Origin of the sequence: Polynucleobacter sp. MWH-Svant-W18, assembly GCF_018687495.1 — a bacterium.
Classification (GTDB): Bacteria; Pseudomonadota; Gammaproteobacteria; order Burkholderiales; family Burkholderiaceae; genus Polynucleobacter.
In genome coordinates, this window is record NZ_CP061293.1 from 780,621 (window position 1) to 807,484 (window position 26,864).

The following is a 26,864-nucleotide window of genomic DNA, read 5'->3' on the forward strand; positions in this document are numbered from 1 at the left end:
TATGAAAACGACTTTCCTAGATTTTGAGCAACAAATCGCCGAACTAGAAACGAAGATCGAAGAGCTCCGTTTTGTACAAGACGAGTCATCGGTGGATATTTCTGATGAGATCAAAACGCTTTCTGAAAAAAGTCAGCAGCTTACCAAAGACGTTTATGACAATCTCACGCCTTGGCAAGTTTCACAAGTAGCACGTCATCCACAACGTCCTTACACCTTAGATTATGTGAATGCCTTGTTTACTGATTTCCATGAATTGCATGGGGATCGTACTTTTGCAGATGATCAATCGATTATTGGTGGACTAGCACGATTTGATGGCCAGGCTTGTATGGTGATCGGTCACCAAAAGGGCCGCGATACCAAAGAGCGTGCACTGCGCAATTTCGGCATGAGTCGTCCTGAGGGTTATCGTAAGGCCATGCGCCTGATGCGCCTTGCAGAAAAATTTAGTATCCCCGTATTTACCTTTGTAGATACACCGGGAGCATTTCCTGGGATTGATGCAGAAGAGCGCAATCAGTCTGAAGCGATTGGTCGGAACCTTTATGTGCAAGCAGAGTTGGAAGTGCCCATCATTGCCACGATTATTGGTGAAGGAGGCTCTGGCGGAGCCCTAGCAATTGCGATGGGTGATGTTGTATTGATGCTCCAGAACTCCACCTACTCGGTGATTTCCCCTGAAGGTTGCGCGTCGATCTTGTGGAAGACCGCAGATAAAGCTTCTGAAGCTGCTGAACAACTGGGCTTGACTGCCCAAAGAATTAAAGCCTTGGGCTTAATTGATAAGATCGTGCCAGAGCCAGTTGGCGGAGCCCATCGTGACTACGACACCATGATGGCAAACATGCGCAAAGCATTGAGTGAGTCACTGAAAACCTTTGATAGCATGAAAGTAGATGCACTACTTGAACGTCGTCATGAGCGCCTTATGAGTTATGGCAAGTTCAAGGAAATCACAGCCAAGTCCTAAGACAGTAAAGCGAATTGCGGTTGCCTTGAGTGGCGGCCTCGATTCGGTTGTGCTGCTTGATACAGTTTGCAAAGCGCAGACTAAAAACAAATCAACAGAGATTTACGCTTTTCATATTCATCATGGCTTACAAAAACAAGCAGATGAATGGCTGATCTTTTGTGAAAAGCTTGCAAGTAAATACAAGATTCATTTTGACTTCCGATTGCTGCATCTTGCTGGCAATGCAGAGCAGGGCAATATCGAAGCAAGGGCACGAGCCGGGCGCTACGAAGCCCTGACCGATCTGTGTTTGGAATATGGCATTGAGGACCTGCTCTTAGCGCATCATCAAAATGATCAAGCAGAAACGGTGCTCCTGCAACTTCTACGAGGCTCGGGAGTGGCTGGCTTAGCGGGCATGCCCTCAGATCGAGAGCTCATCAGCCCAGAGGGCAAGATCACCTTATGGCGACCTCTTTTAAATCAAAGCAGAAACGAGCTAGAGGCTTACGCTAAAGAGCACAAACTCAAATGGGTAGAAGATCCTAGCAATCGCAATTCTCAATTTCGTCGCAATGCGATTCGTAAATCCATTATTCCTGCATTGGAAAAATTACAACCAGAAGCCATTGCTAATCTGGCACGCAGCGCAAATTTACTTGGTGAAGCGCAAACCTTACTGGATCGATTGGCCACGCAAGATGGCAAAACGATTCTGCATAAAAATAGACTTCAACTTAACCCACTGCTTGCGCTAGCGAAACAGGACTTGCCAGCAGCGAATAATGTCTTGAGATATTGGTTAAAAATCAACGCGCTTGCCATGCCATCACAAGAGCGTCTCTGTGCATGGTGGCGTGATTTAGAAACTGTGCAGCCTAGTGCTCAGCTAGAGTGGGTGCACGATGAGAAGATCATTCGTTTGTGGCGGGGCGTTTTACAGATTGAAGATCTCAAAGCCGGTGAGTGGGTGTTCAAGGCGATTTCTGCCAGAAGCAAGTCTGCTGGCTTGCCAGCTCAATGGGTCATGGATGCGCAGAAAAATGGGCTAATTACGCAAGTAGAGCGATCTGGTGCAGAGAGAATTCAGATCAAGCCCAGTACCCCACGCAAGACCCTCAAGAATCTCTTTCAGGAGGGGAATGTTCCTCCGTGGGAGCGCCAAGCGCCACTACTGTATATCGATGGCGATCTGATTGCCGTGGCAGGGGTGGGCTTGAGTTATCCGCATCTCGTGCATTCTGGCCCTAGGCTGCTACCCGAGTGGCGCCAGAAGGCTTAAAAGGTTTAAAACCCTGTAAAATAAGCCCTTTTTGATCCTCGGGAAATTGATTTCCTGCTACAGATAGAGAAATAGACGCTTTTATGGCTTTGATTGTTCATAAATATGGTGGCACCTCCATGGGCTCAACAGAGCGCATTGCGAATGTCGCCAAACGGGTTGCCAAGTGGATGCGCGCCGGACACCAGGTGGTGGTCGTGCCTTCTGCAATGTCCGGTGAGACCAATCGCTTGCTCGGTTTAGCTAAAGAGATTAATCCCGATGCTAATCCACGTGAGTTAGATCAAATTGCTTCAACCGGAGAGCAGGTTAGCTCTGGCTTATTGGCATTGGCTTTAATGCGCGAAGGTATTGATGCGGTCAGCTACGCCGGTTGGCAAGTGACTGTGCATACAGACTCTGCCTTTACTAAAGCCCGTATTAAAAGTATTGATGACAAAAAAATTCTGGCTGACTTAAAAGCGGGTAAAGCAGTCGTCGTGACCGGATTTCAAGGAGTTGATCCCGATGGGAACATCACCACCTTGGGTCGTGGCGGTTCAGATACTTCCGCAGTAGCAATGGCTGCTGCTCTCAAAGCAGACGAGTGCTTGATCTATACCGACGTTGATGGCGTATACACAACTGACCCACGGGTTTGCGAGGATGCTCGTCGTCTCGATAAGATTACTTTTGAAGAGATGCTAGAAATGGCTAGCTTAGGCTCAAAGGTATTACAGATTCGCTCTGTGGAGTTTGCTGGTAAGTACAAAGTTAAAACCCGGGTTCTGTCTTCGCTGACAGACCCTTTGATGCCCTTAGACATTGAGATGAAGTCGGGCACCTTGATTACATTTGAAGAGGACAGCACTATGGAAGCCGCAGTTATTTCCGGCATCGCCTTTGCGCGTGATGAAGCGAAGATTACCGTTTTGGGGGTTCCTGATCGCCCAGGTATTGCTTATCAAATCTTAGGCCCAATCGCCGATGCGAACATTGATGTAGACATCATTATTCAGAATCAATCGGTTGACGGTAAGACCGACTTCACCTTTACTGTGCCACGTGCTGATTATCAAAAAGCATTGGATTTACTCAAGAACACAGTGCAAGCACACATCGAAGCAAAAGAAATCTCAGGCGATCCCAAGGTCTCTAAAGTTTCCGTTGTAGGCGTAGGTATGCGCTCTCATGTTGGCGTAGCTAGCAAAATGTTCCGTACCTTATCGGAAGAGGGCATCAATATCCTCATGATCTCTACGAGTGAAATCAAGATTTCAGTTGTGATTGACGAGAAGTACATGGAGCTAGCAGTAAGAGCCTTACATAAAGCATTTGAGCTAGACCAGAAGTAACAAAAAACACAGTTAAACGAGACTAAAGCCCCAAATAGGCCTTAATCCGTTAAACTGTGGGGCGTTGTAAATAGTAAGAAATACGGAGACGTGGCCGAGCTGGTCGAAGGCACTCCCCTGCTAAGGGAGCATCGGGGCTAAAACTCTGATCGGAGGTTCGAATCCTCTCGTCTCCGCCAAGTCAATAGGCGGAATAAGGGTTTGTAGAGATACAACACCCTTGTTACCAAAAGCGTTACCAAAGCCATCCTACGGGGTGGCTTTTCTTTTGGCTCTGTGTTGCCATTTTCGGCTAATAGCGGTCTTTAGGGCCGAAAAGATAGCTTTCTTTTATGAGATAGCAGATATCTTCTTAAAAGCAATAAAAGTTGTGTATATTGATTTTGTTCCAGAAGCCAAATACTGCATTTTTAGAGTATTTGGTAATCAAATAAACCAATAACACTCTAAAAATTATGACAACAACTATTAAATGCTTGATGGTAACCGGCGCTCTAATCAGCGCAGCGGCTGCAGTTGCGCAACCTGCACCACAATCCACGGCGACCTTGTATGAAAACGTGCGCGTGTTTGATGGCGTGTCTGAAAAACTGACAGCTCCTACAAACGTTTTGGTTGTTAATAACCTAGTAAAAACTATTTCTAGTAAGCCAATTCAGATCCCTGCTGGTACAACAGCAACTGTGATTGCTGGTGGTGGCCGTACTTTAATGCCAGGATTAAGTGATGCCCATACCCATATTTGGTTGACTCCTCCAATGGAGACCCTTCTTAAGGGTGATGTTAAACAGCTCAATGCAATAGCGTATGAGACCGCTAAAGAAATGCTATTAAATGGCTGGACAACCGTACGAGATATGGCGGGGCCGGTATTTCAATTGAAGAGCGACATCGACGCTGGGAAAGTTTTGGGCCCTCGGATTTATCCAAGCGGCACCATGATTACCCAAACATCAGGGCACGGTGATTTTAGTTTTCCTGAGGAACTGCCACGTAGCTTTGGTGGCGGCCTATCTATTGGTGAGAAGCTACGTGTTTCATCTGTTGTTGATGGACGCGCTCAAGTGCTGACTGCCACAAGATTTAATTTACGCAATGGCGCATCCCAAATTAAATTAGCTACTAGTGGTGGTGTTTCTTCAGCTGATGACACTCCAACTGTACAAGAATTTACCTCTGACGAAATTAAGGCGGCAGTTGAAGCAGCCTCTGATTTTGGTACTTATGTTTCAGTTCATGCCTATAACACCACTTCAATTCGTCGCTCGGTTGAGGCGGGCGTGAAGGTAATTGAGCATGGTCAATTGCTTGATGAGCCAACTGTTAAGTACTTAAAAAACAAAGACGTATGGTTGAGCACCCAAAACTTTGAAGAGTTTCATCCGCCATACACTCCATTTCAGATCTACAAAGAACATCAGGTTGTAATGGGTGAAAACAACGTATTCAAATGGGCACTGCAGAACAACGTTAAATTAGCTTGGGGTACAGATTTCTTCTTCCAGCCTGATGGAGTGGTTCAGAACATCCAGTTGGCCAAAATGACTAAATGGATGACGCCAGCTCGCGCTCTGAAGATGGTGACCCATGACAATGCGCAGATGTTTGCTTTATCTGGTCCTCGCAACCCATACACAGAAGGAAAATTGGGCGTAGTTAAAGAGGGTGCTTACGCGGATTTGCTTTTAGTGGATGGTGACCCAACGCAAAACCTAGAGATCGTTGCAGATCCCGCTAAAAACTTCCGAGTAATTATGAAAGATGGCAAGATCTTTAAAAATACTCTGTGATCTATAGTTGCTTGGCTGCCTTATGAATAGAACCCGCTTCGGCGGGTTTTTTGTTTGCAAAAGGCGGCTATGGACAGAGAACAGTCTAATTAGTGAGATTGCCTTAGTGTCTCAAGTCGGCAAATAACAGGCTCTCATTAGTTGTGATGGGGCGTTTTTCGCCAAAGTTAATGGTGCTTCAAGGGTTGATAGAGATACAACACTTTTGCTACCAAAAGCGTTACCAAAGCCACCCTAAGGGGTGGCTTTTTCATGATGTGATCAATTAATTAAATCAACAGATTATTGAGAGGTTATAAAACTTTTCCACTCTTAAACTTCTGATTTAGCCATGTACTTTTATTGGGGGGCCAATCCTTATATTAATTAGGTCCAGACACCATAATTTGCCTCAAAAGAGCGCAATTAGGTTTATTAAGATGAATTTGCCTGCTTTGGTCAATCTCTGTGTAGCTCGACTTTGGTATATTCACACTTATTGTTCGTGCTCCCTAGAAGACCCCATAAATGATCGAAACGAGATTAAGCATAATTAGTGCATCATTATTTTCAATAGCTGCATTATTTGCTGCTATTAATCCTGTTCATGCGAATGATGGACTTACCCCTATTCGTAAGGTTTCAGATGCATGGAGTTTTGAACTTACCCCATATCTATGGGCGCCAAGTATTAACTCTACGCTCAATTACAAAGATAAATACCTTCAGACTGCAAATCTAAATACGAATAATATTATTGCTAACCTGAAGTCTGGCGCAATGATTGCCGGTGAGATTCATTATGGCAACTGGGGTGTAATGGCAGATGTGGTCTCTGCAACTTTGCAAAAAACTTCTAGTACAACAGTTACACCGCAAGCTCCATATACTTATCAGCTAGCTACCAAAGCAACACTTCAACAGACCATCCTCACGGGCGCCGCTACATATAATTTGCTGAATAACCAAGATGCTAATGTGGATGGTTTGTTGGGCGTCCGTTGGGTTGGAGTAACAGCCACTTTGAATGTTGCGGTAGATGGTGTTTCGCCGCCCTTAAATGGTGAGTCAAAGACCATGAGCACTGCCGATCCAATTGTGGGTTTCAAGGGTCGTTACCGTATTGCTAATTCTTCCTGGTATGTCCCTTTCTATGCCGATATTGGTAGTGGTGGTGGCACAACTAATGTGACATGGCAGGCTATGCTTGGTATCGGAAAAACAGTGGATAAAGGGATTGATGTTTCATTGATTTATCGTGGTTTGTACTATGACATGGATAGCACAAAGACGAATGGTCAGGGCCTGCTTCAAAAGACAACTTTCCAGGGTCCGCAATTGTCGGCAACTTTCAACTTCTAATGCTTAGTGTACCAACTTAAATCTTATGGGTTGTGGCTAATATGACCTTTCAAAATCCACTGCCACTATTGATATTTTATGCGAACCATATTTTTGGTGAAAAGATTGATGTTTTTATAATTACAGCAATTTTAATTTTTTCTCTGCATAGTTTTTTTATTCTTTTGGTTGCTAATAGGTTTCAATATTTCGTCAATTCATCTTCTGATTCTTCGGGGAAATATTTCAGATTTATCGTCTACACGATTGCAATGCTTTTTATTATGATGTCTCACTTGATGGATCTGCTTTATTTTTCCTATGTCATGGACTGTATGAAAGTATTTTCAGATCCACTAACTGCCTTCTATTTTGTGGGAGAGATGTATACCACTCTTGGTTACGGAAACTATCAGCTTGGCCCTGAGTGGCGCGGACTACCCTTTGTTATCGGATTTACTGGGCTTTTCTCAGCCTCAATTTCAGGGGCTGGATTGTTTACTATGCTCCAATACTTGGGAAAGTCCCCATTTAATAAATCTCAGTAATGGCAGCCTGATGATGAAATGGGTTGGAATATTTTTTAGCCAGCCGATACTTAATCTCCCTAGAGAGAAAACTATGACGCAAAGGCAGCCACAAATCAGCTCACTTTGAGTAGCGGCAAAACTGTCAAAATTATTTAATATGTAATTTCCTGATGCTAGTATATTTATTCTTTTAATCCACATCAATTCAATTATGAAAACTTTCAAATCCTTTGGTAGTCTACTATTAGCCTCCTCTTTGATCTTCTCCTCTATAGGAAATGCGGTTGCTTGCACTTCTTTGATGATGACGGATCTTAACGGCAATGCTTACCATGGTCGAACCTTGGAATTTAGTTCGATTATCCCAACGGCGATGACCTATTTTCCCGCTGGTACAAAAATTGAGTCTGTTACACCCTCAGGCAAGCAGGGTAAGACGTTTAATACCAAGTATGCGATTTTAGGAATGACCGCCCAAGCTCTTCCTACATCCAAGCAGGTAACTTTTGCTGATGGCATGAATGATCATGGCCTCAGTTTTAAAGTCAATTGGTTAAATTCAACCACTGGAATCCCTGTTACCGCGGAAGACTCCAAACTGTTATCTATTACTGATTTCGGATCATGGACCTTGGGTAATTTTAAAAATGTAGCGGAATTAAAAGCAGCTCTTGAATCCAAAGAAACAGAATTTTGGTTGCCAGTTATAAAAGACTTTAGCCCCAATCCATTTCCTCAACACTATAACTTTGTGGATAAAACAGGAGGTAACCTAGTTATAGAGTTCACCAATAATAAGATGAATGTGTATGACAATCCTGTTGGGGTAATGACAAATGGACCTGATTTCCCATGGCATTTACAAAATCTGAACAACTATACGTTTACAAACGTAGATAAAAATACCGGTCAGTTAGGTAAGATGCCATTGGCAACTCAAGATTCTGGGATTGCTCTGACTGCATTGCCATCTGCACAAACATCACAAGGTCGTTTTGTAAAAGCAGCTTTCTATGTGAATTATGTTCGAAAAGGGAAGACTCCTGATGAAGCAATGAATCTTCTGGCCCACGTCATGAATAACTTTGATCGTCCATATGATTTAACTATTGATGGGGCTGGTGGCTCAGGTGACGGAATACGTGGCAAAGGTTTTTCAAGTGAAGTTACCTTGTGGACTACGATGAGTGATTTAAATCGTAATCAATATTATGTACGCAGTATTAATGCCATGAATTTTGCTGTGGTTGATATGAATAAGCTTAAGAGCATTAAGCAAATTAAGTCAATCTCAAGCTACGATGTAGATAAAGCAGGTGCTGATCTATTTGTTGTATTAAATCAGTAAATACGTTGATGAGTGAGAATAAAGCCACCTTCGGGTGGCTTTTGTTTGGATGTCTCCAATGGGTCGTTAGCGGACATTGCGGAGGTATTTTCAGACTGGCCTGCAACAGTGACTTACTATGCTAACTGTATGGGGCTTAAGTAAACGCATAATGAAGCAGTAAATGAGATATCTATAAACATAAATTGTTATTAAATGTTCATAAGATTGACATACATCACTCTAAATTCGTTTAGTAGATATACCGCATCAATTTCCTCAGCCTTTAAATTGTCATATTTAAGATAGAACATTAAGTATCCGCAATTTTTAGGTGCAATGATGCTTAAAGGCAAAAAAGGTATTGTATTTGGCGTAGCCAATGATAAAAGTATTGCGTATGCCGTTGCTAAAAAGCTCCGTGAGGATGGGGCATTGGTTCTTGCATCTTGCCTTAACCAAAAAGCCTATGAGCTAGTTTCTCCCAGTTTATTGAGTCTGGATATTCCTGTTCAACCTTGCAATGTTGAGGATCATGAGCAGTTAAAAGAATTTGTTAGAGATGCTGCCGAGCGTTTTGGAGATTTTGACTTTATTGTGCATTCCATTGCATGGGCGCCATTAGAAGATTTGCATGGCAAAGTAATTGATAGCTCAAGTTCAGGATTCTCCAGGGCAATGGCAATCTCATGCCATTCATTTGCTGTAATTGCCCATCTTTGTGTGCCGCACATGAGCTATGGCGGCAGTATGGTGACGATGAGTTACATTGGTGCTGATGAGGCCGTTCCGCATTATGGATTAATGGGCCCCGTTAAGGCTGCTCTAGAATCCTTGGTCAGATATATGGCGCTCGAATTAGGCCCGCAAAATATTCGCGTTCATGCAGTATCTCCTGGCCCGATCATGACCCGCGCAGCTTCTGGTATTGAGGAGTTTGACACATTGATGAAGCGAGCAATTGAGAGAGCTCCATTATCTCGCCTAGTCACTACAGATGAGGTTGCCACTTTAACGGCCTTCTTATGTGATGACGGTTCAAGCGGTATGACAGGTCAAACCATTTACGTAGATGGCGGCTGCCATGCGGTGGCATAAGCATGCTTCCCCAAACTTCTCTAGAGGATGCCAGGCTTGATGATGATATTCATCAGTTAAATGTAGAGATAGTGAGGCTTGCATACTTTTTGAATATTGACATTAAAAACGAAGCAGTAGTTGAAAGGCTTCTAGAAAATAATTTGCCAAATGATCATGAGCATTTTTACAAATTAGCCACTCTTAAGGGGTTAATCTTGCTTAGAGGGCATATTCACCAATTAAGACAAGAGCATGGCGTTCCTGATGGTAAGAGCCCTTTAGAAGAGGAGATCTTTCAGAGGCTCAATTTAGGCCATTATGAAAATGAGTGTTAATTTGTTATGAAAAAAGCAATTGCAGTTGAAACAGCTGTTGAAATGATTCCTCATGGAGCATCATTAATGATTGGCGGATTCATGGGAATAGGATCTCCACATCGCATGATTGATGCCTTAGTCGCAGCGGGTACTTCCGATTTAACTATCATCGCTAACGATACCGGCAAGCCAAACTACGGTATTGGAAAGCTCATCTCTAGTGGGCAAGTTAAGCATGTGATCGCTAGTCATATTGGCTTAAATCCAGAAACCCAAGCCAAGATGTTTAGTAAAGAGCTCACAGTAGATCTTGTGCCTCAAGGCAATTTAGCAGAGCGGATACGAGCGGCAGGATATGGTCTTGGCGGTGTATTGGTTCAAACAGGTATCGGAACCTTGGTTGAGGAGGGTAAGCGAGTTATTGAAATCAATGGCGAAAATTGGCTTTTAGAGCTTCCCATTGCTGCTGATTTTGCGCTCATACATGCTCATCAAGCAGACTATCTTGGCAATCTGGCGTATCAGCTAACAGCAACTAATTTCAATCCAGTAATGGCAATGGCTGCAAAAGTGGTGATATGCGAAACCAATGAGATTGTTCCGGTTGGAATGATTTCCCCTAATGACGTTATTACTCCAGGGGCAATTGTGACTGAGCTCATTTCTATGCCACATAGGCATCACTAAGAGATCTATTCATGAAAAGTACTCTTACTCCAAATGAAGTTATTGCACGGCGTGTTGCGCAAGAGTTTGCTGAGGGCATGCTCGTCAATCTTGGCATTGGATTACCAACGCAAGTTGCCAACTACCTTCCTAAAAACATGACAGTCTTTTTGCAGTCAGAAAACGGTCTCATTGGCCTTGGTGCTAGACCGCCAGAAGGCATGGAGGATGATGACTTAACCGATGCAGGCGGCACGCCAGTAATGGCAATACCAGGAGCAGCCAGAATAGACTCCGTGTTTTCTTTTGGACTGATTCGTGGAGGGCATCTAGACATCACGGTGCTTGGTGGATTGCAGGTTGACGCAGAAGGACGGCTAGCTAATTGGATGATTCCAGGCAAGATGGCTCCAGGAATGGGCGGGGCAATGGATCTGGTATCTGGTGCAAAAAAAGTGATTATCGCTATGCAGCACACAGCCAAAGGCGTTCATAAAATTGTTGAGAAATGCAGTTTACCCTTAACTGCTACGCGTCCAGTCAGTTTGATTGTGACTGAATTGGCAGTGATTGAGCCGACACCGGCCGGGTTAATTCTTAAGGAGTTGGCGCCGGACGTAACGATAGATGAGGTCATTGCAGCAACAGGGGCGCAATTAATTATTTCCGATGATATTCATGAGATGAATTTTCTGGAGATTTAAATAAATGGAATTAACCTCAAATAATGAAGCTCTAAATTCACGGTTTATAAAAAAATGGACGCTTGCTCATGGTGGCGAGTACGATATCAGGCTCATTTCTATACATGATCGCAATGCAGTTCTCGATTTATTTGAGCATTTATCTGCTCAAAGCCGATTTTTTAGATATGCACATGCTATGTCGACCTTGCCCGAGCAACTGCTAGATCAAATCATTCATGCAAGCACACCCAATGACTTCGCGTTGGGAGCCTATATAAAAAATCCAGACTGGCCAATAGAACGCTTGGTTGGAATTTCTCGATATGTGCGCGATACAAATAGCACCAGAGCAGAATTTTCTCTGTCTGTAAGTGATGATTATCACCATGAGGGTATCGGCTCACACCTAATGCAGGGGATTTTAGATTGCGCAAGATTAAATGGTTTATCAGAGATTTATGGGTATGTTCTAAAAGAAAATCACGATATGTTGGTATTAATGCGCCATCTAGGCTATGAATTGCATACCGATGAAGATGATATGAAGATGTACATCGCCATAAATCAAACAATTTAAGTAGTACCCACAGACAGTGTCACAAAAGCTACATGAATCTGACACTATATAAATCTAAAGTGAAAAATTCAATTCGAATTTTCGAGTAAATGAGAGGCAGTTATGTTTGATTTTAGCCAATACAATCCCATCAATTCTTATAGAAATATTCTGCAAAAGAGTATGCGCTCCGCCGAATTATCTCGTCAAGATCAAAAACAATCCCTACATAAAATCTCAGAGTTGACATCAATTCATAGTCAAAAACTGCAACAGGTTGCCCTCTCAGAATCTAAAAAGATTGAAAAGTTGCTCGAGGAAACAAAAGAAAGGGTAAGTTCATTGATGACTTCAGAGCCACGCGCTCTTTGGGGGATGTGGCAGGAGTATTTAACTGACTCTACACAACGTAGTGCTTTGGTTTTTGAGACTTTGCGCAAGCGTGGGAATGTATACCTCGATCACGTAGAGTCGGGTATGCCGCCAGTCTTAGATTTTGCTTATGAAGTCATTATTGATGGCAAAGAATTAAGTTCGCCAGTAAATTATTTATTACTCAAAATAACGCCTCCAGCAGGGGTCGTCATTGATGAGAAGCGTGCACCAGTCATGATTATTGATCCTAGAGCAGGTCATGGCGCAGGTATCGGAGGATTTAAACCAGACAGCCAAGTAGGCGAGGCTTTTGCCGATGGCCATCAAGTTTATTTCGTTGCATTTAGACCGATGCCTGAGCCAACTCAAACGATTGCAGATGTCCGTGATGCCGAAATTATCTTCTTAAAACATATTATTGAGCAGCATCCGCATTCACCTAAGCCTATTGTGATTGGTAATTGTCAAGGCGGTTGGGCGGCAATGTTGATAGCAGCGGCCGTTCCTGATTTGATGGGCCCAATTGTTCTAAATGGTTCACCGATGTCCTATTGGGCGGGTAAGGTTGGTGATAATCCCATGCGCTATACAGGAGGAATGCGTGGCGGAGCAATGTCTGCATTAATGTTGGCTGATATTGGGAATGGTTTATTTGATGGCGCTAATTTGGTAGCCAATTTTGAATCTTTAAATCCTGCAAACAGTTTCTTTGGTAAGTATTACAAGCTGTATTCGAATGTGGATTCAGAAGCTCAGCGCTTCCTGGACTTTGAAAAATGGTGGGGCGGCTACTGCTTCATGACTGAAGCTGAAATGCGTTGGATTTTAGATAATCTGTTTATCGGGAATAAATTAGCAACCGGCGATGCAGTTCTAGGTATGGAGCGTGTAGATCTTAAGGCAATAAAATCACCTATTATTGTGTTCGCTTCCCATGGCGATAACATCACGCCTCCACAGCAGGCTCTCAATTGGATTCCTGATCTGTACGCAAGTGTTGAAGAGGTTAAGGCGCGTGGTCAAAGAATCGTCTATATGCTTCATGACTCCATTGGTCACTTGGGCATTTTTGTTTCTAGTCAAATAGCCGGACGAGAGCACGTAGCCATTACCGACACCGTTCGTGCCATTGAAGCTTTATCACCCGGACTTTATGAAATGAAGTTAGATGATGAAGAGGATCGAGTACATATTCGGTTTGAGCCCCGCGGAATGGGGGATATCCTTGCTTTGGGTGATGGCAGAGATGATGAGCAGTTATTTACTGAAGTAGCTCAAATGTCAAATATCAATACTGAGCTATACGATCGTTTTGTGCGTCCAGCAATTCAGAATATGGCCACCCCAGAAACTGCGGAGCTTATTCGTGAGTCTCATCCCCTGAGAACGCAACGTGTTATTTTCTCTGATAAGAACCCAATCATGCCCATGCTTGATAAGGCGGCAGAGTCGATTGTTCGGGAGCGAAAGCCTGCAAGTATAGATAATCCATTCATCATGGCTGAAAAGGTGGCTAGTGAACTCATCGAAACTCAGTTAAATCTGTATCGCAATATGCGTGACTCAATGACAGAAACAAGCTTCTTTTCTATTTATTCTTCGCCAATGATTAAGGCCTTTATTAGCCCTAAAGATTCTGGCATGCCGAAACGCACCACTGTGGATGTCCGCCAGATGCCTGAAGTCCAACATGCATTGGAGAATGTTGATAAAGGCGGCTTGGCTGAAGGGGTAGTTCGCATATTGCATCTATTAAATGATGCCCGTGGATATGTTCGTAGAACACGTTTAGAGCGCGAACTGATTGCTTTGGGCCACTCTAAATTATTCCCTGATATGGATCATGAAGATATTGTCAAAATAGTCCACCAACAAGCACTGATCGTAGATTTTGAGCCAAAGTTGGCAATGTATACACTCCCAGTTTTGCTCAATACACAAACTGCGAAAAAAAAGGCGCTGAAATTAGTAATGGATATTGCTGGCCCACGAGACACAATGCATCCATTTGCATTAAAAATGTACGGACAAATTGAAGAGTTGCTTCAACATAAGACTGTACCTTCTGAATCTACAGTTGTGAATAATGAAGAGGGCCCTTTGCAAGATGATGCCAGGGCTGAATAATCATGAATGCACCGGTGAATGGATTAAAAAATCGCACATGGGATGAGCTTAAAGTAGGGGATACTGCCTCAATTGAAAAGCTGGTGACATCGCGTGACTTATTTTTGTTTGCTCATGCTTCGGGCAATCTTAATCCGTTGAATATTCCTCATCTTGATCTAGAAAATGAGGTAGGTACCTCAGCAGTTGCTCCATCCATGTGGCTTGGTTCACTGATTTCTAGTGTCTTAGGCAACATTCTTCCGGGGCCTGGCACCCTTTACCGCTCTCAGGATTTTGAGTTTATGGGAAGAGCCCATGTAGGTGATCTCTTAAAAATTACGGTAACTTTGCTGGAAAAGAGTAATAGTCCAAGTGTGATGTTTGGCACCACTGTGATGGGACAAAATGGTGATTGCATTGCATCTGGTAAGGCTATTGTTGATGCGCCATTACAGAATATCTATTTAAATCCTACTGAATTACCAGGCTTGTTAATGGATCAACATGATCATTTCGATAAATTGATTTCAGAGGCTAAAAAATTAGAGCCTATGCTGACTGCGGTAGTTTGCCCAGACGATTCAACTTCTTTAATGGGCGCTGTTTTAGCTATGAAGGAGGGGTTAATAAGCCCTATTTTGATTGGCGCACGTAATCAAATTCAAAAAGCTGCCGATGAAGCTCATTTTGATATCAGTAATATAGAACTAATTGATATTGCCGACCATAAATCAGCGGCTGCAAAAGCTGTTGAGTTAGTTCATCAACAAAAAGCATCAGCAATTATGAAAGGCAATTTACATTCAGATGAATTGCTGACGCAGGTGGTGAAGAAAGACGGGGGATTACGAACCCCGAGGCGGATATCACACGTTTTTGTCTTAAACGTAGCTAGTTTAGAGCAGCCATTATTCATCACTGATGCGGCCATCAATATTGCGCCTGACCTTCCAACTAAAGTAGACATCATTCAAAATGCCATTGATCTGGCAAGGGCCTGCGGCATTAAATTGCCCTATGTTGCTGTTCTTTCTGCGGTGGAGACCGTCAGCTTTAATATTCCCTCATCCATGGATGCTGCTATCTTGGCCAAAATGGCTGATCGTGGGCAGATTACTGGCGGCTTAGTTGATGGACCTCTGGCTATGGATAACGCCATAGATGTGGGTGCAGCGAAGACCAAGCATTTAACTTCACCGGTAGCTGGGAAGGCGCAAATATTGGTCGTGCCTAACTTGGAGGCAGGCAATATGCTAGCTAAGCAATTGACATTTGTCTCTCATGCGCAGCCTGCTGGATTGGTGCTTGGTGCACAAGTACCCATCATGTTAACAAGTCGTGCTGACAATGAGCGTGCCAGACTCGCCTCTTGCGCTTTAGCTCAGCTGTACCATGCATTTCTTAAAAATGGATATTCCACCTTTACCCTTTAGCATTGCTAACTAATTAGTTTCTAAATTATGGACAATGAAAAGAATTTACGTGGTCAAGCAATACTTACTATCAATGCAGGCTCCTCATCTATCAAATTTTCGGTATTCTTACTACCTCAGCTAAACCAGATTTTGGTAGGTCAGATAGACGATATTGGTGGAGATGCTCGCTTTACGGTAAGGTGGCATTCAGACAACAATCAAGTTAGTCTCAATTGGCCTAATGCTACCCCACCAAAAAATCATCGCGAAGCTTTATCCGAGTTGATTAATTGGTTACATCGCACTGCCAATGAAATTGAAATTATTGCAGTGGGCCATCGTGTTGTTCATGGGGGCCAAAAATATAGCGCTCCAGTTATTGTTACTGAAAAAGTCATGAAGGACTTAGAGGCGCTGGTGATTCTTGCTCCGCTTCATGAGCCCCATAATCTTGCTGGAATTAGAGCTGCTCAAGAAAGTTTTGGAGCCATTCCTCAAATTGCTTGTTTTGATACAGCGTTTCATCGTACACATTCATTTGTGGAGGATTGTTATGCTATCCCGCGATATTTTTATGACCAAGGCGTTTGTCGTTATGGCTTTCATGGCCTATCGTATGAATATATAGCAGAGCAACTAATGACGAAGTTTCCCGGCGAGTCCGGTGGTAAGGTAATCATTGCTCATTTAGGGAACGGTGCCTCAATGACTGCATTAAAAGGCGGTGTTTCTATTGCTTCTACAATGGGGTTTTCCTCATTAGACGGATTGCCTATGGGCACACGCTGTGGAGAAATTGATCCAGGCGTATTGCTGTATATGATGCAACGTGAAGGTTTAAGTGCAAATGAGATATCAGAGATCCTTTATAAAGAATCTGGGCTAAAGGGATTATCAGGAGGTCTTTCGAATGATATGCGTACCCTCGAGGCATCCGCTCTTCCCGAGGCAAAAGAAGCTATTGATTATTATGTTAGGGAGGTAAAGCGTGAAATTGGCGCACTAACAGCACTAATGGCAGGCTTGGATGTCATCGTCTTTACCGGTGGAATTGGCTCAAACTCAGTAATGATTCGAGAAAGAGTCTTAAGTGAAATGTCTTGGATTGGCATTGATTTGGATAGGGAGTCTAACCGCAATGGAGGGACAATTATTTCTTCAAAGGCGTCCAGGGTCCTTTGCTTGAGAATTAATACTGACGAAGAACGCGTTATAGCAAGACATGCATTTGAATTAACTAAGAAGATGTGTGGTGTTTAGTTATTTTAAAAAAACAATTTACACAGTGAATGGTTGCTTTATGAGTTTATATAATGACATCTTGAAAAAGTTAAGAAAAACCGGAGTCTTAGATCTTATGGAATATAGAAAACTTTCCAGAAAAGAGATTGATGAGCTGGGTGATCATATCCGATATTGGTGTACCTATGGAGACGGGAAGTTAGAAAAATTAGGTAAAGATAAAAAGGCAAAATAGGTATGTCTAAATCATTATTCCTCCTGTGACATGCGAAAGCTGTCACGGGTGGGTTAATGATTCAGGACATCGATAGGCCTTTGTCGGATAAGGGCATTAGAGATGCAAATAAGTTAGCCAATAAGCTAGTCAAAAAAAGCATATCCTTTGATTTAATACTTCTAAGCCCAGCAGTTCGTACTATCACTACAGCACAGATTATTTCAAATGGCTTGCGCTCATCGCATTCCCATTTGGTAACAAATGATGACTTATATGGCGCCGAAACCATGATGCTTCTGAAAATTATTTCATCTGTCTCAAAGAAAATAGATTCGTTAATGATTGTTGGGCACAACCCAGGGCTTATGAATCTGGCATCATTCATGGCTGGTGAACCAATTGCCATGTCTACTTGCTCGCTAGTTAAATTTACATTCGACTTTAAAGATTGGCATGATATTTTTACTCAAAGAGCAGCCAAATTAAGTTTATTAAATTAGTGGCTAACTATGACAGTTGAAAATACCAATGAGTTCGAAATCAAACTCCTTTTCCCCGGAGATCAACTAGAGGCCATTGAAAAGCTGATTATTTCCAATGGCGGCATCCGTCGACAGCATTTGCAAGCTGCCTATATTGACACTTCAGATTTCGCATTAACTCGAGCAGGCTTTGCATTTCGTCTGCGAAAAGAAGGTCGTCAATGGATTCAAACACTAAAAGCTTCCACTCGAAACCCTCTGGAGCGCCTTGAGGATAATGTGACATTGTCGGCCGTGGGCAAAGAGATGCCGGAGTGGAATCTAGATCTTCATCAAAATCACGAAGCAGGCCAACTTTTGCGCAAAAAATGCCCAAATTTGAAGCCAGATGATTTACGAGTGAGTTATCAAACAGATATTTGGCGTAGAAAAGCGCTTATAAACACTCAGCTTGGGTCTCTGGAGTACGCATTAGATAGTGGCTTTATTTATTCTCAATTAAATGATTGTGTGTCCAGCATCAAAGTGCTGGAATTAGAAATTGAGCTCAAAGCGGGTGAGCCTCTCGATGTTCTTTCCCATGCAAAAAATTTGATCAAGAATCATGGCGCTTATATCGATACCCGAAGCAAATCCGAGCGTGGATTTTTGTTGGCCAATGGTTTGCAGGCTAGTCCTGCAATGAGGGCCAAAGCAATATCCCTAAATAAGGCGAAGAATGCACAAGAAATTATTGCCTGCTTAATTGACTCGTGTCTGCAGCAAGTCTTGGCAAACCAGAGCGCACTAAATGCTGAGTTAGATCAGTATTCAGAATACCTACATCAACTGAGGGTTGGATTGCGCCGACTAAAGGTGCTCTTCAAGTATTTAGCCAGACATGATATTCATTTAGGGGATGAGGGGCTTGAGGCTTTCAAGAGAGCTTTCGATCAGCTGGGAGGCTATAGAGACAGTGATTATGTGACAGGCACGTTAAATCCAATTCTTTTATCCCTCGGAGGTCCTGAAATTAAGCTTGCCAGCATCAAGGAATTACCAAACCCTTGTTTTATTACAAAAAATAGTGAGTTTCAATTGATGTTGGTAGATGTAATGTCGATTAGCTATCTTGGCGCATCCATAAGTGCTGATCCAGAAGATAGAAGGGGCGATAAAGAGCAAGTAAGGCTGGTCAGAAAAACGATCAATAAACTATTGGATGGTGGATTTTCTTTTGTGGCTGATAGGGCATCGCGATTTTCTGAATTGCAAGACGATCAAATTCATTCTGTCAGAAAAAAGATGAAATTTATACGCTACTCCCTAGAATTTTTTAGGGACTATTGCAATAAGAGCAAGTACGCAAAGTTTAATAAATCAATAGCGGATGCGCTGGAATATTTTGGATTATTTAATGATATGTGTGTAGCAATTTCACGCATTGAGGCTCTTACGCAAGATGATCCTAATATGCTATTTGCACTCGGTTGGCTAAAGGCTGAGCGTCAACGAGTTAGATCGCTATGTGGAAAAAGTCTTAAGAAGCTTGTACGTATGGATCCAGCTTGGGGGCTTAAGACGCTGAATACCTAAATATGGCGATAACGAGTAGTCACAGTTGTAGATAACTTAATGACAAACGCTTCTGAATTAAAACAATGTCATAAGCGCAGAAGCAGCCATTTCCAATCAAACCAAAGTTAGCTGATGCAGGCGCAAGCTTTATACCGCCTCATTAACGGTGTTTTAACTATTTAATTTCACAATTTGGTGCACTTTAAGTAATTCTGTCATGAACACTCTATACATTGAAAGCAAAGAAGTCTATTGGTCAGAGAAATATTGATGGTTATGATTTTATGAAGAAGAACATTTTGGATGTTTTGAGGGAGATTAAAGCGGGGGTAATTAAATCTATTCAATTGAATGGCCAAAAACCTGTTACCACTATTGCTCAAGACGCTCATGATGTTGAGATATGCGTTCACGAACCTGCTATCGAGTTTGTGCCCATTGAGGATAATCCTGTAATAAGCTGTCAGCCATTAAGAATGGCGGCTAGCACTCCGCCGGAGACTAGATTCTTTACGATTGAGGATCCGGAATATCCTCGAAAAATTGCCTATACCGTATCGGGTGATATGGATGGAGATAATATTTTAATTTGTCTCCCTGGATTACTCGAGACCAAAGAGTCGTTTATGGTCATTCATGCTTATTTTCTTAAATTTGAAAATTGTAAAGTCATTAGTGTCGATTTTTTGGGCAGAGGTGAGTCTGATTACATTAAGGAGCATGGCGATTACAAAATGTCACTATATCTATCCGATGTAAGTAAGTTAATTCAAGGCGCTATTTTGAATGAGGGTAGGTCGAAAAAAAAGATTACTGCCCTTGGTACCAGTATGGGCGGGATCTTAGCTATGTACCTTACCAAAATATTGAACAAAAAGATTGATGGAATCATCTTGAATGATATTGCGCTGACAGTTAATTGGACATCCCTATACGCTCTGTATAAATCGATGAAAAATGATCTGGGCTTCAAGGAGGTGCGGGCACTAGCGAAAGATTTAAGCGTTGATCAAAAAGCCATTTCTGATGTTCAGCTTCCAGGGCATTTTGATCTTTCATACAAAGCAGATGTTTGGGGTATGAACTTTCATGAGGCCTTAGAGGGCTTTAAAGGAAAAGTGGGCTTGATTTATGGTGCAGAGTCCAAGATTTGTACTAAGCAGCGCGTAGAAGGTGCCAAGAGCTTTATCCCACAGATAGAAACTCTTAAAGTTCCGAATGCAGGGCATCCAGCGCCATTTAATCTTTTAGTCTGCGACTTTATCCAATCTCAGATAGGCGTTTAATCCTCCGGCATCCTATCTAATTTATAAACACCATTTTTTAATTCAGAAATGGTTTTGCCCATTTCTGAGAGCATCATTCTCTGCCTTTTTTCAATTAGTAGTTTTTTGACTTTGAATTCTTCGCTGCATTCAAAGTCAGGGTCGTTTAGTTCTTTTTCCTTGGGTGGTTTCATGCAAATAATCCTTAAAAAGCTCAGCCGAAGCTAAGATAAGTCGTCATGACAAGGCGCATTTCTTATGGGCAGCAATTCAATCATCCGTCTTAAATATTGCGAATTGATGAAATGCATATGAATTTTTTTGAGTATTTACCCTCAAATACAAATCTCTAGGACCCGAGTTTGTATGCGATCAGGGTTGGCTAATAACAAGAATTTTTCTGGCACTAAATCTGGTGAGTTTTAGCTCTTTTGCCATTCCTCCGCCATTTTTTGTATCCATAATGTGCTTACCATCTCGCTTACCAGTAAAACATGGATTTTAGAGTGTTTGAATGGATTCCTTAGGAGTAGTGTCTACCTTCAGGGATATATAGATAAAGGGTTTAATGGGTATTGGTAGACTTGGTAGGAGGGGCAAAACCTAGATCTCGTCTCCGCCACTATTTCGCTTAAACCAACACTTGAAAAACCATCTTATTTAGGTGGTTTTTTCATTTCTGAGCCCATAAATCCCCATTTTTGACCCTTTTATTGCTGTTTTTGGCTATTTGTTGCATTGCCGCAAATAAATGTTGCAGCACAACATATTTCTTTATACAATGGTGCATCGCAACAAATTTTGTACCTCTACTTAAATAAAGGAATCATCATGTTTCAAAATCAATTAAACGATCAAATCGCTCAAGCTCAAGCTAAAGCTGTTGAAAACGCTAAACATTTGGCTCAAGTAGCTGTTGAAAGCGCACAAGAGTTGGCAGAAATCAACCAAGCTGCTGCTAAAGATGCTTTGGCTGCTGCTCAAGATGCAAGCACACAATTGTTAGCTATCAAAGATCCACAGCAATTGACTAAGTTGGCTCAGCCAGAAGTTGCTCAAGAAGCTGCTAAGTACGCTGCTGCTTACCAAGCTAAAGTAAACAAAGTAGTTCGCAATGGCAATAAAGAAGTTGCTCAAGTAGTTGACTCATCTATTGATGATGCACGTGACGACTTAGTGAAGTTCGTTAACGAAGCTACTAAAACAGCTCCTGCTGGTGCTGAAGCTTTTGTATCTGCATTCAAAACTGCATTCGATGCTTCTATTCAACAATTTGACCAAGTTCGCGCAACTGCATCTGATGCATTCGTAAACTTTGAAAAGAGTGTTGATGCTGCATTGTCAAACATTCAAGGTCAATACGCTGCTAAGTCTTCTAAGAAGGCTCCAAAGTTAGCTGCTGAATAAGCTAGTTCGACCGGTATTACCAAAGCCGCCTCCGGGCGGCTTTTTTCATTTCTATTCCCGCTAATTCTCTAATTTCTTGGCCTTAGCCAGATCTAGGGTTATTCCTAATACTATACTTTACAACTTCACAACTTCACAACTTCTGTGGTATAGTCTTTTTACTGGGGGAAGAAATGAAAAGACAAGTACCAAAAACACATCAAGCCTTAGACTGGGTAGGGAAGGGCATGAGTCCTGCTCAGGCAGCAAGAAAGATGGAGATTTCAGAATCCAGTGTGTATGCCGCTCTCAGAAAATCGCGAGCAAAAGAAGTCGGATGCTGTCCAACCTGTGGTCACAAAATTAGGAATTAAGATGAAAAAGTACATATTGGCTGTTGTATCAATTTCTGTTGCAGCAATTGCGTACGCAAATACCGTGACGGATTCTTCTGCACTCGTAAATCAGCAGTGCAAGATTTCTGCTGAGGCGGTATCAACTCTCAAGGGATTGCGTTATGGCAACACTTCAATTCGCAAGGATGTAGCAAGCCTGATTAATCATCATTTAAAGACTCAAGAGAATCGTGACTTGGCGCAAAAGACCTTGAATATGATGGTGGATGACAAAACGACCGACGTTGCTTCTCTAGAGAATAAGTACTGCTCTTGACGTTTTCTTGGTATTCGTGAGGTGACTCTGACTGCACAGTGCCCTGATTGCGGTAATGCGCGTGGATTGTTCAATCAATGCCCGCATTGTGGCTCTGAGATTCAGCCCGATCTCAGTACGGATGTTGTCGAAATCAATATTAAACAGGGTGCCCCAACGGTAGAGGAGGCTCTAGAGCTCTTAACCGAGCACCTACGTCAATGCTCAGAACTTGGTATTAAGGCGATCGTCCTTATTCATGGTTATGGATCGAGTGGAGAGGGTGGCCGGATTAAATGGGCTATTCAGGATGCCCTGGAGAGTAATCGCTATGCAGACCGCGTAACAGAGTATTTCTTTGGGGAGAGGGTGGCTTATGGCACTGACTCCTATCATGTGCTCCTCAAGCGCCGACCTGGCCTAAAACAATACCTCAAGCGCTTCAAGGAGGGTAATGCCGGAATGACTGTTTTATTGTTAGGCACGTCACATAGAAATGCTTAGAATAGGTATATCTCCATTCAATGAGTATCCAAATGAGTGCTAAAAAGCCAGAACATCACGTAACAGAAGAAGCGGTAAGTCCCGCTGCAGATCAACTGATTGTTGAATTTAAATCCCTCATGGCTGATGCAGAAGCTCTGATACATGCAACTGAGGGTCATGCTGATGGCGCACTTGGTTCCATTCGATCGAAAGCACTAGAGACCCTTGCTAACGCTAAAGAGAGTCTCTCAGGTATTGAAGGTCAATTAAGCGATAAGGCTAAAGAAGCAGCAGCTAGCGCAGATGATTTTGTACACCGTAAGCCCTGGGAGGCAGTTGGGGTTGCTGCAGGGCTAGGTCTATTAATTGGCCTGCTGATTCATCGTCGCTAAACCAATATGTCCCAAGAAAACCTACTTTCATCTATTAAGAATCTTGCGGCCACTGGCGCATCCATTGCCCAGACTCGACTCGAGCTGCTATCTGTTGATGTGCAAATTGCCCGAAACAAATTCATTAGCCTGTTGGTGATGATTGTGTGCGCTTTATTCTTCCTTTTCTTCGGCTTAGTCATGCTGGCGCTATTTATCGTAATCTACAGTTGGGAGTCTGATCGAATGACTGCCCTCGGCTTGCTTACTGGCGCCTTTATATCCATCGGACTGATCTTGGCAGCCTTAATTACACAATCTTTGCGCACGATGCCCAAGTTATTTGAAGCCTCTATTGCTGAATTGGCTAAGGATCGTGAGGCTCTCTCAAAATGAGTGAGCAGTTAAAAGCGCTAGAGTTGCGTCGCCACCAGCTGATGCTGCAGGCTAATAAAGAGCGTAAGGAATTTGGTGAACACTTTGAGCCCTGGGAAAAGCCGCTCTCATGGGCCGATAAGGGCGTTGATGCCATTCAATTTCTGAAAAGTAATCCGATTCTTTGGACTAGTGCATTTGCAGCGCTGGCCCATTACAAACCCAAGTTGGCTGGCAAGGTAATCGCAGTGGGTTGGGGTGCAGTCAAACTGCTCAAGGGTGCAAAGAAGCTTATTTAAGTTCAGCAGGGATCATTCTGTTAACTTGTCAGCACCGATTTGTTACTGATGCCATTTTGGTCAAGTAGTTGTTTCCCATTTAAAAAGCTAATTTCAAGCAAGGTAATTGCGCCACCAACTTGAAATCCTGCGCTACGTAATAACTTATCTGCTGCAATGATCGTGCCACCTGTGGCCAGAACATCATCAATAATTAAGACTTTTGCATTAGCAGGCAGGGTAGATTGCTGAATTTCTAGCGAATCAGAACCATACTCCAGGCCATAGAATTCTTTATGGCTTGCCAGGGGGAGCTTATTGGGTTTTCTGGCTAGAGCCAAGCCTTTGTTGGTGACATGCGCTAAGGCTGAGCCAAAAATAAAGCCACGGGATTCAATACCCAAAATATGGGTGTAATCAAAGCCTTGTGCAAGCCCCGCCATTTGGGCAATCGCATTTTGGAAAGCTGCTGGATTAGCTAATAAGGGGGAGATATCTCGAAACATAATTCCCGGTTTTGGGAAGTCGGGCACTCCGGGTAGATAATCTAATAAATTCATGAATGGCAGATATGAAAACAGAATTACTTATTATCACAGCATTAGAATCCGAGCTCAACTCGGATGCTCTTCCAGCAGGCCTGGAGATTATTTACTCTGGAGTTGGAAAAATTAATGCGGCATTGATGACCGCTAAGGCGATTCATCAATTTAATCCAAGCAAAATCATTAATTTTGGTACTGTCGGAAAGATTAACCCCCAGCTCGATGATTTGGTCGGCATTGGAAAGGTCATTCAACGTGACATGATGGCAGAACCTCTAGCGCCGCGTGGGGAAACACCATTCTGTAATCGACCTTCAGAATACCTTTCTACTGGAGAGTATGTATGTGGATCGGGCGACAGCTTTGTTACAGGCAAAGATCCTTGGTTACTTAGCCAGGGAGTGGATGTGGTGGACATGGAGTTATTTGCGATAGCCTACGTTGCCAATCACCACCAGATTCCATGGCACTCCTATAAATATATTTCTGATGATGCGAATGAGAACTCAGGTGATGTCTGGCATCAAAAGGTAAATCACGGTCAAGAATTATTCTTAAATCAACTCAAGCAAATGTTAAGTTAAGAAGCGAATGGCTGAGATATCTAAGCCCTGGTTAAAGCACTACCCAGAAGGCGTTCCACATGAGATCGCACCGCTAGAACATACTTCGCTGATAGACTTCCTCGATCAATGTCTTGAGCATTTTAGTAAACGCAAAGCCGTTGAGGCGATGGGTAAGTTTTTCTCATACCGAGAGCTCGATAAACTTTCAAAAGACTTTGCCTCATATCTGCAAACGCTTCACCTAGAAAAGGGTGCAAGGGTGGCATTAATGTATCCCAATGTCATTGAGTATCTGGTTGCCATGATTGGCACACTGCGGGCAGGTTATGTAGTCGTGAATATCAACCCGCTGTACACGGCACGAGAACTCGAAGCTCAGCTAGAAGATAGTGGGGCAGCAGTTCTAGTAATGATGGAGAACTTTGCGCACGTTTATCAACAAATCAAGCCATTAGCTTGCATTCAGAAGGTGATTGTCAGTAGCCCAGGGGACTTAATGGGTTTCAAAGGGCATTTGATTAATTGGATTGCAAGAGACATCAAGAAGCTGATTCCCCCTTGGGAATTTACGCATATTGCATTTAAAGAGGCTCTCAAAACCGGCAGCCAGCATCATTTCATACGGCCCTCTATTGACTTAGATGACATTGCCTTTTTGCAATACACCGGAGGCACGACAGGCACTTCAAAGGGTGCCATCTTGCTTCACAGAAATGTTTTATCCAATGTGATGCAGATAGAGGTTTGGCTTGATCCAGCACTTAAACAAAAACCAGAACAACAGTTAGTCTTTCTGTGTGCATTACCGATGACCCATATTTTTGCGCTTACTGCATGCGCTATGCTGGGTATTACTAAAGGTGGCTTGCTGGTTTTAGTGCCTAATCCACGCGACATTACTGGCTTTATCAAATTGCTCATCAAGCATCCGAATATTAATATCTTCCCCGGTGTCAATACACTATTTCATGCGTTGATACATCGGCCAGAGTTTAAGAAGGTCAAGCTACCCCATCTATTAGTGACGATCGGTGGTGGTATGGCGGTGCATCAAAAAACAGCTGATCATTGGCAGGCTCTAACAGGAGTACCCATTGCACAAGGCTATGGCCTCTCAGAAACCTCTCCTGTAGTGTGTGTGAACACGCCTTTGGAAAAGCATTTCACAGGGCATATTGGCATGCCCTTACCCAGTACACAGCTTGCCATTTTGGATGATGACGGAGTTGAGCTCCCACAAGGCACTCCCGGTGAAATTGCCATTAAGGGTCCTCAAGTCATGGCAGGCTATTGGAATAAGCCCGATGAGACTAAGCACTGTATGACAGTAGATGGTTTCTTTAAGTCTGGTGATATTGGACTCATTAGCCCTGAAGGCTACGTCGAAATTGTTGATCGTAAGAAAGACATGATTGTGGTGGCTGGATATAAGGTGTTTCCAAACGATGTAGAAGATCACCTAGTACAAATGAATGGCATTAAAGAGTGCGCTGTGATCGGCGTACCGCATCGCAAATTGGGCGAGATTGTCAAAGCTTATGTGGTGAGAGATAACCACCATCTGACGGAAGCCGATATCTTGCAATACTGCAAAGAGCATATGACGAGCTACAAACGACCCAGAAAAGTGGTCTTCATTAATGAGCTACCAAAATCCATCGTGGGTAAGATCTTGCGCCGAGAGCTTAGAGATCAATAAGT

30 protein-coding genes and 1 tRNA gene are annotated in these 26,864 nt (G+C 43.0%); 29 read left to right on the top strand and 2 right to left on the bottom strand.

The annotated features are described in order from the left end of the window. The first annotated feature begins 1 nt into the window (after nucleotide 1). The 20 genes from C2757_RS04090 to C2757_RS04185 all read left to right on the top strand — a co-directional run bounded on the left by C2757_RS04090 (nucleotide 2) and on the right by C2757_RS04185 (nucleotide 20,526). Nucleotides 2–973, top strand: a complete 972-nt coding sequence (locus C2757_RS04090; protein WP_215376451.1) for an acetyl-CoA carboxylase carboxyltransferase subunit alpha — start codon at nucleotides 2–4, stop codon at nucleotides 971–973. After that, nucleotides 939–2,237 carry a tRNA lysidine(34) synthetase TilS gene (gene tilS, locus C2757_RS04095; protein ID WP_215376452.1) on the top strand — a complete coding sequence of 433 codons (1,299 nt, stop codon included), beginning with the start codon at nucleotides 939–941 and terminating at the stop codon, nucleotides 2,235–2,237. The genes C2757_RS04090 and tilS overlap by 35 nt, the downstream gene beginning before the upstream one ends. 83 nt (nucleotides 2,238–2,320) lie before the next feature. Beyond that, entirely contained in the window at nucleotides 2,321–3,571 is a 1,251-nt protein-coding gene (locus C2757_RS04100; protein ID WP_215376454.1) for an aspartate kinase, read from the top strand. 84 nt (nucleotides 3,572–3,655) lie between these two features. After that, a tRNA-Ser gene (locus C2757_RS04105) sits at nucleotides 3,656–3,750 on the top strand. Nucleotides 3,751–4,026: 276 nt separating this feature from the next. Next, the gene (locus tag C2757_RS04110) at nucleotides 4,027–5,361 is read left to right on the top strand and encodes an amidohydrolase family protein (RefSeq protein WP_215376456.1); all 1,335 of its coding nucleotides are present in this window, start codon (nucleotides 4,027–4,029) and stop codon (nucleotides 5,359–5,361) included. Between the two features lie 507 nt (nucleotides 5,362–5,868). After that, nucleotides 5,869–6,702: a hypothetical protein gene (locus C2757_RS04115; protein ID WP_215376458.1), complete on the top strand. Its 834-nt coding sequence runs from the start codon at nucleotides 5,869–5,871 to the stop codon at nucleotides 6,700–6,702. 41 nt (nucleotides 6,703–6,743) lie between these two features. Next, complete coding sequence (locus tag C2757_RS04120; protein ID WP_215376460.1) at nucleotides 6,744–7,229, top strand: ion channel; 486 nt, start codon at nucleotides 6,744–6,746, stop codon at nucleotides 7,227–7,229. 193 nt (nucleotides 7,230–7,422) lie between these two features. Next, entirely contained in the window at nucleotides 7,423–8,559 is a 1,137-nt protein-coding gene (locus C2757_RS04125) for a linear amide C-N hydrolase (RefSeq protein WP_215376462.1), read from the top strand. Nucleotides 8,560–8,877: 318 nt separating this feature from the next. Further along, on the top strand, nucleotides 8,878–9,636 hold the full coding sequence (locus C2757_RS04130) for an enoyl-ACP reductase (protein ID WP_215376464.1): 759 nt from the start codon (nucleotides 8,878–8,880) through the stop codon (nucleotides 9,634–9,636). Between the two features lie 2 nt (nucleotides 9,637–9,638). Next, nucleotides 9,639–9,953, top strand: a complete 315-nt coding sequence (locus tag C2757_RS04135; protein ID WP_215376466.1) for a hypothetical protein — start codon at nucleotides 9,639–9,641, stop codon at nucleotides 9,951–9,953. Nucleotides 9,954–9,959: 6 nt separating this feature from the next. Next, nucleotides 9,960–10,622, top strand: coding sequence for a CoA transferase subunit A (locus C2757_RS04140; RefSeq protein ID WP_215361793.1), 663 nt, complete (start codon nucleotides 9,960–9,962; stop codon nucleotides 10,620–10,622). A gap of 11 nt (nucleotides 10,623–10,633) precedes the next feature. Continuing rightward, on the top strand, nucleotides 10,634–11,305 hold the full coding sequence (locus tag C2757_RS04145) for a 3-oxoacid CoA-transferase subunit B (RefSeq protein ID WP_215376469.1): 672 nt from the start codon (nucleotides 10,634–10,636) through the stop codon (nucleotides 11,303–11,305). A gap of 4 nt (nucleotides 11,306–11,309) precedes the next feature. Continuing rightward, a complete protein-coding gene (locus C2757_RS04150) occupies nucleotides 11,310–11,864 on the top strand; it encodes a GNAT family N-acetyltransferase (RefSeq protein WP_215376472.1) in 555 nt (184 codons plus the stop codon). A 222-nt stretch (nucleotides 11,865–12,086) separates the two neighbouring features. Further along, nucleotides 12,087–14,345, top strand: coding sequence for a DUF3141 domain-containing protein (locus C2757_RS04155; RefSeq protein WP_215376475.1), 2,259 nt, complete (start codon nucleotides 12,087–12,089; stop codon nucleotides 14,343–14,345). Between the two features lie 2 nt (nucleotides 14,346–14,347). Then, nucleotides 14,348–15,760, top strand: a complete 1,413-nt coding sequence (locus C2757_RS04160; protein ID WP_215376478.1) for a bifunctional enoyl-CoA hydratase/phosphate acetyltransferase — start codon at nucleotides 14,348–14,350, stop codon at nucleotides 15,758–15,760. 27 nt (nucleotides 15,761–15,787) lie between these two features. Continuing rightward, on the top strand, nucleotides 15,788–17,002 hold the full coding sequence (locus C2757_RS04165) for an acetate/propionate family kinase (RefSeq protein ID WP_215376481.1): 1,215 nt from the start codon (nucleotides 15,788–15,790) through the stop codon (nucleotides 17,000–17,002). Nucleotides 17,003–17,063: 61 nt separating this feature from the next. Beyond that, nucleotides 17,064–17,219, top strand: a complete 156-nt coding sequence (locus C2757_RS04170; protein ID WP_215376484.1) for a hypothetical protein — start codon at nucleotides 17,064–17,066, stop codon at nucleotides 17,217–17,219. 56 nt (nucleotides 17,220–17,275) lie between these two features. After that, a complete protein-coding gene (locus C2757_RS04175; RefSeq protein ID WP_215376487.1) occupies nucleotides 17,276–17,701 on the top strand; it encodes a histidine phosphatase family protein in 426 nt (141 codons plus the stop codon). A 9-nt stretch (nucleotides 17,702–17,710) separates the two neighbouring features. Further along, nucleotides 17,711–19,258, top strand: coding sequence for a CHAD domain-containing protein (locus C2757_RS04180; RefSeq protein WP_215376489.1), 1,548 nt, complete (start codon nucleotides 17,711–17,713; stop codon nucleotides 19,256–19,258). Nucleotides 19,259–19,524: 266 nt separating this feature from the next. Then, a complete protein-coding gene (locus tag C2757_RS04185; RefSeq protein WP_215376492.1) occupies nucleotides 19,525–20,526 on the top strand; it encodes an alpha/beta fold hydrolase in 1,002 nt (333 codons plus the stop codon). Here C2757_RS04185 and C2757_RS04190 read toward each other — a convergent pair. Beyond that, a complete protein-coding gene (locus tag C2757_RS04190) occupies nucleotides 20,523–20,699 on the bottom strand; it encodes a hypothetical protein (protein ID WP_215361817.1) in 177 nt (58 codons plus the stop codon). The two genes, C2757_RS04185 and C2757_RS04190, sit on opposite strands and share 4 nt — an antisense overlap. 637 nt (nucleotides 20,700–21,336) lie before the next feature. Between C2757_RS04190 and C2757_RS04195 the strand changes: the two genes are divergently transcribed. The 7 genes from C2757_RS04195 (at nucleotide 21,337) to C2757_RS04225 (ending at nucleotide 24,073) form a co-directional block, all read left to right on the top strand. Continuing rightward, nucleotides 21,337–21,912 (top strand): phasin family protein, encoded by a 576-nt coding sequence (locus tag C2757_RS04195; RefSeq protein WP_215376495.1) that lies wholly within the window; start codon nucleotides 21,337–21,339, stop codon nucleotides 21,910–21,912. Between the two features lie 173 nt (nucleotides 21,913–22,085). Further along, nucleotides 22,086–22,265: a hypothetical protein gene (locus C2757_RS04200; RefSeq protein WP_215376498.1), complete on the top strand. Its 180-nt coding sequence runs from the start codon at nucleotides 22,086–22,088 to the stop codon at nucleotides 22,263–22,265. Between the two features lies 1 nt (nucleotide 22,266). Further along, the gene (locus tag C2757_RS04205; protein WP_215376501.1) at nucleotides 22,267–22,563 is read left to right on the top strand and encodes a hypothetical protein; all 297 of its coding nucleotides are present in this window, start codon (nucleotides 22,267–22,269) and stop codon (nucleotides 22,561–22,563) included. Nucleotides 22,564–22,584: 21 nt separating this feature from the next. Next, nucleotides 22,585–23,046 (top strand): Smr/MutS family protein, encoded by a 462-nt coding sequence (locus tag C2757_RS04210; RefSeq protein WP_215376504.1) that lies wholly within the window; start codon nucleotides 22,585–22,587, stop codon nucleotides 23,044–23,046. 32 nt (nucleotides 23,047–23,078) lie between these two features. Next, nucleotides 23,079–23,420 carry a YqjD family protein gene (locus tag C2757_RS04215; protein ID WP_215376507.1) on the top strand — a complete coding sequence of 114 codons (342 nt, stop codon included), beginning with the start codon at nucleotides 23,079–23,081 and terminating at the stop codon, nucleotides 23,418–23,420. A gap of 6 nt (nucleotides 23,421–23,426) precedes the next feature. Next, nucleotides 23,427–23,795 carry a phage holin family protein gene (locus C2757_RS04220; protein ID WP_215376510.1) on the top strand — a complete coding sequence of 123 codons (369 nt, stop codon included), beginning with the start codon at nucleotides 23,427–23,429 and terminating at the stop codon, nucleotides 23,793–23,795. Then, the gene (locus C2757_RS04225; RefSeq protein ID WP_215376512.1) at nucleotides 23,792–24,073 is read left to right on the top strand and encodes a YqjK-like family protein; all 282 of its coding nucleotides are present in this window, start codon (nucleotides 23,792–23,794) and stop codon (nucleotides 24,071–24,073) included. Before C2757_RS04220 ends, C2757_RS04225 begins: the two co-directional genes overlap by 4 nt. 20 nt (nucleotides 24,074–24,093) lie before the next feature. On the opposite strand, the gene C2757_RS04230 is transcribed toward C2757_RS04225, so the two are convergent. Then, the gene (locus tag C2757_RS04230) at nucleotides 24,094–24,612 is read right to left on the bottom strand and encodes an adenine phosphoribosyltransferase (protein ID WP_215376515.1); all 519 of its coding nucleotides are present in this window, start codon (nucleotides 24,610–24,612) and stop codon (nucleotides 24,094–24,096) included. 2 nt (nucleotides 24,613–24,614) lie between these two features. On the opposite strand from C2757_RS04230, the gene C2757_RS04235 reads away from it, so the two are divergent. Both C2757_RS04235 and C2757_RS04240 read left to right on the top strand, forming a co-directional pair. Continuing rightward, the gene (locus C2757_RS04235) at nucleotides 24,615–25,181 is read left to right on the top strand and encodes a 5'-methylthioadenosine nucleosidase (protein WP_371817032.1); all 567 of its coding nucleotides are present in this window, start codon (nucleotides 24,615–24,617) and stop codon (nucleotides 25,179–25,181) included. 7 nt (nucleotides 25,182–25,188) lie between these two features. Continuing rightward, nucleotides 25,189–26,862 carry an AMP-binding protein gene (locus C2757_RS04240; protein WP_251366793.1) on the top strand — a complete coding sequence of 558 codons (1,674 nt, stop codon included), beginning with the start codon at nucleotides 25,189–25,191 and terminating at the stop codon, nucleotides 26,860–26,862. Nucleotides 26,863–26,864 lie beyond the last annotated feature (2 nt).